Genomic DNA, 12,539 nt, shown 5'->3' with positions numbered 1-12,539 from the left:
GCTAAGTTACTTATCCATTTGCAAGGATAGTAACTTAGCTTGATATACATCGAGTTTTTGATTATCACGTTCTAGTTCAATTGCTTTCTCAAGTAAGGTTTGTGTTTGTTTAATATTACCTTGTTGATAGCGAACTTTTGCGAGTTCCAAGTATAGCTCAGCAATGTAAGGCGCTTTAGTAATCGCTTGCTCAAGGTGTGCTTTAGCCTGATGAGCGTGGCCAGCTTGTAAGTTGTTTTTAGCGATCACTAGTAATTCGTATGGGTCTTTTTCTTTATTAACTAATTGTGAGGTGAGCTCTTTAACAAGCTCTTTGTCGCCTAACTTTTTAGCTAAAAGCTGATAGTTGCTGATTAAATTAATGCTTATTTCGTTATTACTAAGTGCTGTTTGATAGATGTTTTTAGCGCTTTGTAAATCACCAGCTCGGCGATGCAAAATGCCCGCTATATTAAATAATTCAGGATCATTGGGGGTGTATTTGTTTGCTTGTAAAATAAGTGAGTAAGCAATATCCAGCTGTTTGTCTGCTAGTGCTGTTGCAGCTAAGTTACTGTAAAACTTAGAAACTAAATCGTTATAGTCTGCGCTGCTTGAATAAAAACTGCGACGGGTAGGGAAGTAGTCGATTAATGTGCCCGCTCTGAAAAACTCAATAATATTATCATCTTTTTTCTCTACTTTTGGGGCGTATACTCTTGTTCTAAAGTGGCTTGCTATATAAACAACATTATTTTCTTTTGCGTATACAGGCTGACTTGTTACTTCTTGAAAGCTCGTTTCTAATCCGAGAGCTTGTGCATAGCTTTGTGTTAAAACAGCTAAGCTAATACAGTTGCCTTGCGAAAGTTTTAAGGCTTGGGCTGAAGTAAGTGTATCGCCGTGGTATTTAAAGTTAGCTAAGTTGCTTTCGAGGTAGTTGTAAATAATGCGGTCATGACGGATTTCAGACTGTTTTTGTTTTTCTGCATAGGCTAAAAATTTTTCTTTTTCAGCATTTGGCAGCTCGAAAATACTGTACTCAGAAGGAGTGTCGAGTTTATTAAACAAAGAATGGTTTAATAGTTGTTCAAGCTCTATTTGTTGTTCTACTTGGTGAACCTTGGTTGTGTTACATCCAACTAAATATAAAAAAGTAATACAGACTGCTATTTTATAAAACATCATAAACCCACTCCATTGTTAAATTTTACATTACAATGGGGTGGGTTTTTAATCAAGCACTTGCTGTACTGCGTTTACTTGAGCGATTTTTTTGTGATTGTTTTTTACGTTTACGGCGGGTAAACCACAAGTAAAAACCAGTACCTGCTAGCCACACTGGGCTCAAACCAATTACGCACCACAGTATTTTACTTATTAGCCCTGCAAAGTAGCCAAAATGAAGTTTTCTAAAGCTATCAATTACTTGCCAGCCAACGCCTACTTCGCGAATATCCCAGTTAGTTAAATGTTCGCCTGTTTGCTTATCGTAGCTAACCGTATTGGCATATTCGCTCGCAAGTGGGTTATTTGTATCGACTTCGCCGAATAAGGTGATATTTTCGTCAGGCTCGAGTGGCATAACTAAAAACGTACCATTAAAAGTGGGTATTTGCTTTTTACTGTCATCGAGTATGTGTTGAAACGAAATATCGCTACTGTGCAAGTTTTTGGTTAGTACAAAGTGCTCTTCCTCAGCGTGTTCAATAACTTCGTGATACCACACCGCCCAGTTAAAGTAGCCACCTGTAATAGCTAAAATAATAATGATGGGCGACCCTATCACCCCAGTCATTTTATGAATGTCGCTAAGTACAATTTGCAGTGTTGCACGCCAGCGCACACTAAATAGGCGCTGCCAAAATTTACGATAAATAATAAGTCCTGTAATACCTAATACCAATAAAAACAGAGCAAAAAAGAAGCCTAGTACTGTGCCTGTTTGCCCTGGCAGGTTTTTAAAGTCGTTAAGTAAAAAGGTGTAATGCAGTTCTAAAAACCAATCAGTAAAATAATGGCTGGTACCAACAGGCTCTGACAAAATGTCACCCGTATACTGGTTTAAATGAAACTTATACCATTGCTCTGTCCCGCGTTTAACTAAGTAAACCCGATCAGCAGTATCATCGTTAAATATCTCCCAACTACCTACTACATACTCAGGGTAAGCAAGCTCTGTTTTTGCGATTAATTTGTCGATTGGCATGCGCTCTGGCAGTGCTTTTACAACATAGTGACTGCTTGGCATAAGTAAGCCATCTATTTCACTTTTAAAAACTAATACGCTCCCTGTAATACTAATAACAATCAAGGGAATGAGAGCTATAAGAGCGATCCAACTGTGAATTTTAAAAAGAGTTTTTCTCATAGATAGTTTTATATATTGCAGTTAATGACTTGCGTATGATAACAACTATCATTTTCATTTGATAGCTTGTGAGTAGGTTTTCTATTAAATAGGTAAACCGTGAACTTAATTCTACGGTTTTTGTATACCTAGCTTTCCAGTACCTAAAATAAGAATATCTTATTTAGTTGAGTTAAATTTACGCGGCTCTACAATGCCGCGCTCATAGTAAAAGCCTTTTAAAAACAGATGTTTATTAAATGTTTTTATTTCTGTTTTTAATTAACATTTATATAACGAGCGAGGTTGCTTTGGCGCATTATTTGCCTATATTGTCTTCTTTTATTTTGGTTTTTAGTTTTTTACCATTACTAAACAAAATTCGAAAAAATCGTAGTGTCTCTGGTTTGTCACTATTAATGATGACATTTGGATTAGCACAAAGCCTTTATTTTATAACCTACAATATTTATTTTGAGCGCTATTATATTGCGTTACCATTTATTGTAACCGGTGCGTTAAGCGGGCTTATTTTATATTTTTTTGCACGTTTCAATGCAGCTAAACGAGAACGTGTACAGCTGGTTACTATGCTAGGTTTTTCGTTACTGCCTTTTTCACTGCTTTTAAATTCAAGCCTTGATACTGCAACGGTATTAAGCGCTTTAACGTATGTTGGTCTTGTGATGAGTTCGGTACGTGTTATGCCGCAAACTTATAAAACATTGCGTACGGGTAATGTGAGTAATTTAAGCGCGCGCTACTTTAGCTTGCAGTTTATTGCTGGTATTTGCGGCTTAGTTGTTGAGCTTACAACAGCGGCTCCAAGCACGGCGCACTTACTTATGTTTATTATGCTATTGCTTACCAATGCTGTGCAATTTGGTTGTATGCAATATTATAGAATGCGACCTGTAATGGCTTAAAGCAAAAATAAAAGTGCTAATTTAGTTTAGGTATGGCAGTTTTAAGCTATTAATCATTACAAAGTTTAAACAATGCAATTAACTATTCATCAAATTGATGCATTTACGAGTGAGTTATTTAAAGGTAATTACGCGGCAGTGATCCCACTAGAATCGTGGTTAAGCGACGATTTAATGCTAAAGATTGGCGCTGAAAATAACGTATCTGAAACTGCTTTTACCTGCCTGCAAAACGATGGAAGTTTTGTTATTCGCTGGTTTTCGCCGTTAATGGAAATCGATTTTTGTGGTCACGCCACACTTGCGGCTGCCTATGTTTTATGTGAAGAGCATAATATATCGCAAATTCGCTTTATTGCTGATGCGGTGGGCGAGCTAATCGTTAATAAAAACGCTGATGGCAGCTTTGCAATGACCTTTCCAAAACAAGCACCGGTTGAAGTGCAAAATGTGCCGCAGCAACTGCTTGACGGCCTGTCTATACAACCGAGTAAAGTGCTTAAAAATCGCCAAGCCTACTTTGTTATTTATGAAAGCGGTGACCAAATACTTGAATTAAAAACTAGCTCAGAGCTTTTAAAAACGCTTTATCCACTTGATGTAGTGGCCACTGCTCCAAGTGCTGAATATGATTTTATATCTCGTTATTTTTGGCCTGCAAGCGGTGGCGATGAGGATTACGTAACAGGTTCTATTCATACTGGCTTGGCACCTTACTGGGCGCAGCAGTTGGATAAAACTACGTTAAGTGCTTATCAAGCTTCAAGCAGAGGCGGGCATTTACTATGTGAAGTGGGTGATACAACCGTTACCTTAACGGGGCATGCTGTAAGGTATTTAAAAGGCACTATTTATATTTGATCTGTGAATTAGGTTATAAAAAAGGCCACGTTAAACGTGGCCTTGGTTTACTCAATTAGTAGAGTTATTTTACGCTTCTAGCGCTTTTGCTATTAAGCGGTCAATATATTTTTTATGCGCTTTAGTTGCTGTATCTGCACCCCAAGCAACACTGGTATCGGCTATTTGAGTTAGCTGATATAACGCAGCTGTTTTAGCTAAGTTATCGTATTTACTTGCTTTGCCAAGACCTGCAATTGCGATTAGCTGATTAACATACTCAATTTGTAAGTTGTGACTAATAGAATTTGCGTCTTTGCTTTTCACAAAAATATTAGCGGTTAAATCTTGCATAAACTGAGTTAGGCTATATTCATTACCGTACAACGCAGTATCAGAAATACGCAGTAATACGGCTGGGTGTAATAGCTGTGCAAGTACAGATTTTTGCATCCCTAAAATCATTTGGTGTGCTTTAGGGTCTTCATTTTTGCCATAGTGATTAAAGCCACGACGTTGCAGCTGTAAGTAGCTATAAAGAGGTTGCATGTTTTGTAGTACGTCTGGTGCAAATACAAACTTTGCGAGTATATCCATCGCTTGTGTTTGGCGCTCAAGCGATACAGGTGTAAATGGTTTATCTGCGTTTGCATCACCCACTACAGCACGCTCAACGTACACACCACCAATCTGGCGAGAAACAACACCCGCTTGAGCTCGGTACTGACCAAATAAGCTGTTAGCAGAGGTAACAAGCTGTTGGTAAGACTCACCTTTAACTGTTGCTTTATCTTTTAGCTCAGTAAATAATTTATTAATTAGCGCCATACGATCTGCGCCATAGGCCGCAGGGTTTGATGACAAATCACCAATCATTACACGTGGATCGATATGGCGACCTGGTGCGCGCATATCGTCTGCGTCGTTACCAAAGGCAAGGGCATGTTCACTTGAACGAGCAAGTATTTTTTCAAGTCTAGCTTGTTCAGCAGCTTCATCTTCAAGCGCTACGCTGTAGCCATAGTTAATTGCCCAATCATCGTAAGGACCTGGTTTTGTTTGAAAAATATCACCTTGCTGCACACCAATTGGGGCAATGTTAGCCGGTGCATAATCCATAACAGAGCCGGTTACTATGCCTTGGGTTTTGTTTTTGTCGTGTACTTCTTTTTCATCCCACAAAATAGATGATTTCATATTGTGGTTAAGACCTAAAGTATGGCCTACTTCGTGAAGTACCAATTGTGTTAGACCTTGGCGAAGCATTTCTTTATCTTCAATTTTTCCGCCGCTAGCAAGGCCTTTGGCAAGCATTAGATTTTGTTGAATTTCATGCCCTAGTGAACAATTTAACTCGCCGGTATGTGTTGTATCACCATGGCTCATTGTTCCTTGAGTGAAAAGTGTGTCGTAAATCCAACGGTTTTTCATAAATACAAACTCAAGCATAATGTCTGAGCCCAGTATTTCGCCAGTTAATGGGTTAGCAAGTGCAGGTCCGTATCCGCCAAATGGAGGTTTAGGTGACGAAGTCCAACGCAGTACGTTGTAATTAATATCGCCCGCATCCCAATCTGCATCATCTGGTTGTACTTTTACCTCTAAGGCATTTTTAAAACCGGCTTTTTCAAAAGAAGTATTCCATGTTAAAACTGCATCACGAATAGTATCGCGCCATTGGATAGGTGTGGTGTTTTCTATCCACCAAGTAATTGGTTTTACTGGCTCTGAAAGTGCTGCACTAGGGTCTTTCTTTTGTAGATCCCAGCGTTTTATAACATCTTCATAAGGTGCCCAATCGGTAGATGTCATTTGATCAAATTGATTAGTAAAATAACCAATACGGGCGTCGTCCATGCGCGGCTGGTAATCGTTTTTAGGTAGGGCAACAAACGAGTGCTGTACTTTTAACGATACACTACGTGGGTCGCTTACTGCATTTGAGCCGCGTACCGTTGGGCTTGGGTTAGTAAATACATAATCAACAACCACGTCTAAGTTATTAGGGTATGGGCGCTGTTTAATAATGCGTGATTTTTTATCGTCTAGCTTGCCTATTTTAAAGCGCTTTTTAGCGTTTTTATCAGCTGGATTTGGCGTAGGTGATACTTTATGAAGTGCTTCGCTTAAAAATAACTTATTTACGTTGAATGCTATTTTACCGTCTTCTTCTTTTTCTATTTTAATGCTCGCAAGTACCGCTTCACTAATATTGGCATCACTCGCTTTTGAAATTGCACTGTTTTCGTCAAATTTGTAGCGAGGTGTTTTGCTAATGATATCGATACGATCAAAGTATTTTCTAAATTCAATTAACTTAGTTTCGCGGTACGAACCACGATAATGGCCTGCATCTGTAACGCCATCAACGGTATGCGCAAAATATACAAACGGCGTATTAAGTTGGGACTCGTTAATCACCATAAGGTGCTTACCGGTTTTTTCGTCTTGATAAAGGTTAAATATACCGGCAAATTCGGTTTGTCCTTTGATCATTTCGCTAAGTGTTTTTGGCTCTTTTTCGTCTTTTTTATCGGCTGCAAATGCATGGCTGCCAAACGCTAAGCTAAGCGCAAGGGTGATGGTCGTTAATTTCATTTTGAGACTTTTAATATTTGTTAATTTAATTGGACTGTACGTAAATTAATTTGATTTCGCACATCTTCGCGACGAAATTTAAGTGTACAACGCTAATTAACTGATATTAATAAATAAAAGTTTGTAACAAAATATAACGAATGAGATGAACTGCATACAAAGTTATTTTTTATAACCCGGAAAATCGGTGTTTCATATGCATTTGCAACAGTTGCTTACAAATGTCACCTTAATGTTTCATATGGCTCTGGTATTATGACGTTAATAGAATTTTGGGGATAATCGGATATGCAAACAAATTCACTTAGATGGGTTTTTCCATTTGTAGCACTAGTTGTTGGTGTTGTTGGCTTTATGGGAATAAATGCCATTGCACAAGAGCCAGAAAAAAAAGAAGTAATTGATACTCGTCCAACAGTGCAAGTTGAGCCAGTGGCTGCAAACGATCATCAAGTTATTATTAATAGCTACGGTGAAGTAAAGCCACTTGAAAATACACAACTCTCGGCGCAGGTGTCGGGTGAAGTGCTAAGTTGGCATCCTAATTTTGTAGCCGGTGGAATCGTTGCTCGCGGTGAAACGTTATTCACTATCGAAAAAGATAACTATCAAGCAGCAGTACTTGTTGCTGAGGCCGAAATCGCTCGCGCACAGGCAGGCTTAATTGAAGAACAAGCCCAAGCCCAAGTAGCCGAAGACGAAGCAAAGCGTTTTCCTGGTAAAGCGCGTACCGACTTATTTTTACGTAAGCCTCAAGTGTTAAGTGCGCAGGCATCTGTAAAGTCGGCGCAAGCTGCATTAAAACGTGCACAACGTGACTTAGATAATTGTGAAGTAACAGCCCCTTACGATGCATTGGTTATTAGCCGAAATGTAGGTGTGGGTCAATTTGTAACTATGGGTTCGCAAGTTGCTGAACTCAATAATATTGAAACTGCTGAAGTGATTATTCCTATAGCAGGGTTCGATAGCGTTTTTTTGCCAGAGCGTATTAAAGGTATTACCGCAACGATTATTCAAAAGGGCCTAAACAGCTTCACCCGTGAAGGTATAATTGACCGTGACTTAGGGATTGTTGATAACGCTACACGTATGAGCAGTTTAGTAGTACGTATAGAAGACCCATACGGTCTTAAAAACATACAACCAGCCATTAAGTTTGGCAGCTACGTACAGGTAAATTTTGCAGGTGCAATGCTTAATAATATTTACCGTTTACCGCAAGCTTTGGTTAACAATCAAACTGTGTGGGTAGTAAACGAAAATCAAGAACTAGAGCCTCGCAAAGTAACGGTTATTCGTGAAGAGGGTGAGTATTTTTATATTAGCAGTGGTTTAAATGCCGATGACAAACTCGTTATTACTTTACCTGAATACCCGCAAAAAGGAATGCAGGTTAAAATTGCAGGTGTAGCTGCAAAACCTGAAAGCTCAGAAACGAGCACTTCAAACACGCAACAGCTGTAGGGTCTAATAATTATGAGCGAGTCAATACAACAAAAACAAACAGGACTAATTGCCTACTTTGCTAATAATTCAGTAGCCGCTAATTTAATGATGTTTTTTATCATTATTATGGGGGCTATAAGTTACTTTACGATTCAGCGTCAAATGTTTCCTAATGTAGAGATTAACTACATTAATATTGAGGCTAATTACCCCGGTGCCTCTCCTCAGGAAATAGAAGAAAGTATTCTTATAAAAGTTGAAGAGTCACTTAAAGATATAACCGAAATTAAAAAAGGCGTGTATCGCGCATTTAGAAATGGCGGTACAGCCAGCCTAGAAATAAACACCGATGCAGAACTTACCGATGTACTTGATAAGGTAAAGCTACGCGTTGATGGCATTGCGACTTTTCCGGCTGGTATGGAACCGGTCACCATAAGTCAGGTTGAGTTTAGGCAAGATGTAATAGGCATGACACTGGTTGCTGACTTACCGCTTACGGAGCTTAAGCCGATAGCAAACCAAATAGAGGATGAGTTACTACAGTTATCTAACGTGTCGTTAGTGGTAAACGATGTACCGCTTGATGAAATTGCTATTGAAATAGAGCCCGATACGCTTCGCCAATATAATTTAACCCTTAGTGATGTGATGAATGCGGTACGCCGTTACTCAGCTAACTTCTCTGCTGGGCAGCTAAAAACAGACGCAGGCGTTATTTCTGTTCGCGTCGAAAATCAGTTTTACTCAGGTGATGAGTTTAGGCAAATTCCGGTAAAAATTGGTGAGTATGGTGCTAAAGTTTTACTGCAAGATATTGCCGTAATTAAAGATCAGTTTACTGAAGGTGAGCGCTACTTTAAGTTTAATGGCGAAAACGCGGTGTATTTATCGGTTAAAGCAACGCAAGAACAAAACATGATTCCCGTTGCGGATTCGGTTAAAGCGTTTATTGATCAAAAAAATAAGCAGTTGCCGCCGGGTATTCGGTTAGAGCCATTAATGGACATGACATACTACCTAAATGCTCGCCTTGATATGATGAAAGCTAACCTGTTTCAAGGTGCCATTTTGGTGGCAATTATGTTGTCGTTATTCTTGCGTTTTAAACTAGCGCTTTGGGTAATGATTGGCTTACCTGTTTGTTTTTTAGGGGCTATGATGATGATGCCACTATTTGGCATTAGCATTAATATTATTTCGTTATTCGCTTTTATAATGGTGCTCGGCATCGTGGTGGATGATGCCATCGTGATAGGGGAAGCTGCCTACACCGAAGTTGAAAAAAGCGGCGGTGGTGTAGAAAATGTTGTGCGTGGCGCTAACCGAGTCGCGACCCCTGCAACCTTTGGTGTGTTAACAACGATTGCTGTATTTGCACCATTCACAATGTCGAGCGGGCCAGAAAGTGCCTTCTTTTATGGTATAGCCGTTGTAGTAATGCTGTGTTTAGTATTTAGTTTGATTGAATCAAAGCTGATACTGCCAGCTCACATTGCTCATACGCACTTTTCGCCGATCAAAAAAGGTGGTTGGCGCGATCGCTTCAATACACGCTTTTTTGGTTTCGTAAATGGTCCATATAAACGTTTTATTGCTAAGTGTGTTGATTGGCGTTGGACTGTTTTGTTTGCTTTTATTGCAATGTTTATAATCAGTATTGCACTTATTACGTCTAATAAAGTACGTACAGTTCCAACTCCTAAAGTGCCGCATGACTTTCCACAAATACAAGTTGAAATGAACGACAACGTTTCTGATTTACAAACCATTGCCGCTATTCGCGAAATAGAAGCTATGGTACTTAGAGTCGATGAAGAAACAGAACGTGAATTTGGCCAAAAAATTATTCGTGATGTATTGGTATTTAACCAAGGCAGAACTGAGTCGCAGTTATTAGCTCCATTAGTTGACGAAGATTCACGTCCATACAATGCATTTGAGCTTTCTCGCCGATGGCGTGAGGCTATGCCGACTATTGCTGGTATTAAGTCGTTAACTATTCAAGACGATGTTGGTGGCGGCGGTGGTAATGGTGGCGGCGAGTTTGGCTATTTACTGTATGGCTCAGATATAGATACTTTAAATCAAGCGGGTCGTCGTTTTATTCAATTACTTCAACAGCAAAAAGGGTTGTTTGATATTAGCTCAACCATAGATCCTGCGAGCAAAGAAGTGCAAATGAGCCTTAAACCTGTTGCTTATGATTTAGGCTTAGATTTAGCAGGTATTGCAAATCAAGTGGGAGCCAGTTTTTATGGTGGCGAAGCGCAGCGCGTAATCCGAAACGGCGAAGAAGTACGCGTAATGGTACGCTACCCTAAACTGACTCGTGAGGCATTTTCATCACTTAAACACACCGTGGTTACCACCCCACAAGGGCGAGAAGTACTTCTTGGTGATGTAGTAGAATTAACAGAAACGCCAGGTATTAGCTATATACGCCGCGAAGGTGGCTACCGTACCGTGTATGTTTATGGCAATATTGATGAAGAGCAAATTGAGCCGGGTGAAGTGGTTAAGCAAGTAAAAGAAAACTTACTGCCACAGCTAATAGAAGAATTCCCAAGTGTTAAATCAGAGCTTGGTGGCGCAATAGAAGAGCAGCAAGCTCAAGCTAATGAGCAAATAATGTTTTTTATTGGCGGAATGATTTTAGTATACATACTGCTAGCTGTGCCGCTTAAAAGCTATTCACAACCGCTTATTGTAATGTCGGTTATTCCATTTAGTTTAACCGGGGCTATTTGGGGTCATTACTGGTTTGATTTAGATATGAGCTTAATGTCGGGATTTGGCTTAATTGCCGCAGCAGGTGTTGTTATAAATGATTCACTTGTAATGACCGATTATGTAAACCAAGTTCGCCGCGAAGGTGTTAGCGTTAAAAATGCGGTAATAGAAGCTGGTTGTGCTCGCTTTAGAGCAATACTATTAACGTCTATAACAACCTTTGCTGGTGTATTACCTATTATGTTTGAAACAAGCCTGCAGGCTAAGTTTGTAATACCTATGGCGGTAGCACTTGGCTTTGCTGTTATGTTTGCAACGTTAATAACGCTTATATTAGTACCGTGTTTATATATTATTTTGGGTGATATTGGTGCGATGTTTAAGCGCCCATTTAAAGGCCGAGCTGCTAAAGTCTCGTAGATAAAAAGCATAATAAAAAGCACTGACCGTTATTAACGCTCAGTGCTTTTTATTATCTATTTATTGTTGTTAAACTGGCTACAACAATAATTAATCTTTAAATTGCTTATGACAATCTTTACAGCCTTTAGCCCATGCGCCAAAAGCTTTACCAATTACGGCTTTATCGCCCGATTGAGCAGCTAACGCTAGCTTATCTGCATTTGCTGCAAAAGCATTCGCTTTTTCAACAAAGGTTGCATTTTCGGCCCAAACAGCAGCAAGTGCAGCTGTGTCGCCTTTATCTGTCCCTTCGTAAAACGCTTCCCATGGCATTTTTGAAAGTGCAGCAGCGTTGTTAGCACGCATTTTAAATTGCTCTGCGTCAAAAGGTACTTTACCTTTTAACATTGCGCCCATGTCACCAATTTGTACTGAGATCATTGAAAACGCTGCTTGGCGGTATTCAATCGCGTCACTTGGTTCTTTAAATGCAGAATTTGCCGATACGCTAAGTGCACATGTAGCTAATGCTATACCTGCTAATACTTTTTTCAATTTCATAGTTTGCCCCTGTTGAATATTATTCCTAATTTAATATCTTGTATGTAACGTCATTTTTATTCAAGCGAATACGACGGATTTCATGAAAAGTTAATCATTAATGCCTATATCGGCAAATATCATGCCTCGTCGCATGCTGCGGGTTGCTAAAAATACTTCACCTAATAACGAAATAAATGCACAAATGAGTAATGCCATTGCTGCTACAAAACAACAGGCAATGGTCACGCTTAAGTTAATTGATTGAATGTGCGACAAGAATAAAAACATAACCACAGCACATACAAGTAAGGCACTTAATACGCTTAAGCTGAAAGCAATATGTATACATCGAGATCTTTTTAATAAGGCGCGCAGCTCTGTTGCTAGCGACTTATTAAAATCGTCATCTGTATTTACTTTTAATCTTCGCTCTAGCAAACGCGCCCTGTCGGTAATTCGTGCTAAGCGATTAGACAAAACACCTAAAGTTGCAGCAATACCCGTGATTAAGAATACAGGGGCAACGGCCGTTTGAATCACTTTAGCCATGGTTAAAATGTTAATTACTTCGCTATTCATTTAATTCTCAAGAAAAAGTTAGGATTGTTTACATTAGTTCACAAATATGATTTTTTTGTTTTATTGTTTTAAATCAATTTGTTGAAGTGTTTTTTTTGTGTTTATACGTTTTGCTGTCATGTGTTTGTAACCAAGGTGTT

9 protein-coding genes are annotated in these 12,539 nt (G+C 39.3%); 4 read left to right on the top strand and 5 right to left on the bottom strand.

Annotated elements, in window-relative coordinates:
- Window positions 1-6: 6 nt before the first annotated feature.
- Window positions 7-1,167: a tetratricopeptide repeat protein gene (locus tag WNY98_RS10210; protein WP_342877832.1), complete on the bottom strand. Its 1,161-nt coding sequence runs from the start codon at window positions 1,165-1,167 to the stop codon at window positions 7-9.
- A gap of 49 nt (window positions 1,168-1,216) precedes the next feature.
- Entirely contained in the window at window positions 1,217-2,350 is a 1,134-nt protein-coding gene (locus WNY98_RS10205; protein ID WP_039486942.1) for a PepSY-associated TM helix domain-containing protein, read from the bottom strand.
- Between the two features lie 290 nt (window positions 2,351-2,640).
- On the opposite strand from WNY98_RS10205, the gene WNY98_RS10200 reads away from it, so the two are divergent.
- Together WNY98_RS10200 and WNY98_RS10195 are read left to right on the top strand one after the other, a co-directional pair.
- The gene (locus WNY98_RS10200; protein WP_342877831.1) at window positions 2,641-3,255 is read left to right on the top strand and encodes a PQ-loop repeat-containing protein; all 615 of its coding nucleotides are present in this window, start codon (window positions 2,641-2,643) and stop codon (window positions 3,253-3,255) included.
- A gap of 72 nt (window positions 3,256-3,327) precedes the next feature.
- Window positions 3,328-4,116: a PhzF family phenazine biosynthesis protein gene (locus WNY98_RS10195; RefSeq protein ID WP_342877830.1), complete on the top strand. Its 789-nt coding sequence runs from the start codon at window positions 3,328-3,330 to the stop codon at window positions 4,114-4,116.
- A 69-nt stretch (window positions 4,117-4,185) separates the two neighbouring features.
- Here WNY98_RS10195 and WNY98_RS10190 read toward each other — a convergent pair whose 3' ends face one another.
- On the bottom strand, window positions 4,186-6,693 hold the full coding sequence (locus WNY98_RS10190; protein WP_342877829.1) for a zinc-dependent metalloprotease: 2,508 nt from the start codon (window positions 6,691-6,693) through the stop codon (window positions 4,186-4,188).
- A 288-nt stretch (window positions 6,694-6,981) separates the two neighbouring features.
- Between WNY98_RS10190 and WNY98_RS10185 the strand changes: the two genes are divergently transcribed.
- Both WNY98_RS10185 and WNY98_RS10180 read left to right on the top strand, forming a co-directional pair.
- Entirely contained in the window at window positions 6,982-8,160 is a 1,179-nt protein-coding gene (locus WNY98_RS10185) for an efflux RND transporter periplasmic adaptor subunit (RefSeq protein ID WP_342877828.1), read from the top strand.
- A gap of 12 nt (window positions 8,161-8,172) precedes the next feature.
- On the top strand, window positions 8,173-11,295 hold the full coding sequence (locus tag WNY98_RS10180; protein ID WP_342876016.1) for an efflux RND transporter permease subunit: 3,123 nt from the start codon (window positions 8,173-8,175) through the stop codon (window positions 11,293-11,295).
- Window positions 11,296-11,385: 90 nt separating this feature from the next.
- Here the strand turns inward: WNY98_RS10180 and WNY98_RS10175 are convergent, their stop codons facing one another.
- Both WNY98_RS10175 and WNY98_RS10170 read right to left on the bottom strand, forming a co-directional pair.
- On the bottom strand, window positions 11,386-11,838 hold the full coding sequence (locus tag WNY98_RS10175) for a cytochrome c (RefSeq protein WP_024598794.1): 453 nt from the start codon (window positions 11,836-11,838) through the stop codon (window positions 11,386-11,388).
- A gap of 90 nt (window positions 11,839-11,928) precedes the next feature.
- Complete coding sequence (locus WNY98_RS10170) at window positions 11,929-12,399, bottom strand: DUF2721 domain-containing protein (protein WP_121953461.1); 471 nt, start codon at window positions 12,397-12,399, stop codon at window positions 11,929-11,931.
- Between the last annotated feature and the right edge of the window lie 140 nt (window positions 12,400-12,539).

Origin of the sequence: Pseudoalteromonas sp. AS71, from assembly GCF_038900275.1 — a bacterium.
Classification (GTDB): Bacteria; Pseudomonadota; Gammaproteobacteria; order Enterobacterales; family Alteromonadaceae; genus Pseudoalteromonas.
The sequence above is the reverse complement of the archived record's forward strand: the minus strand, read 5'-3'. Positions and strand labels throughout refer to the sequence as shown.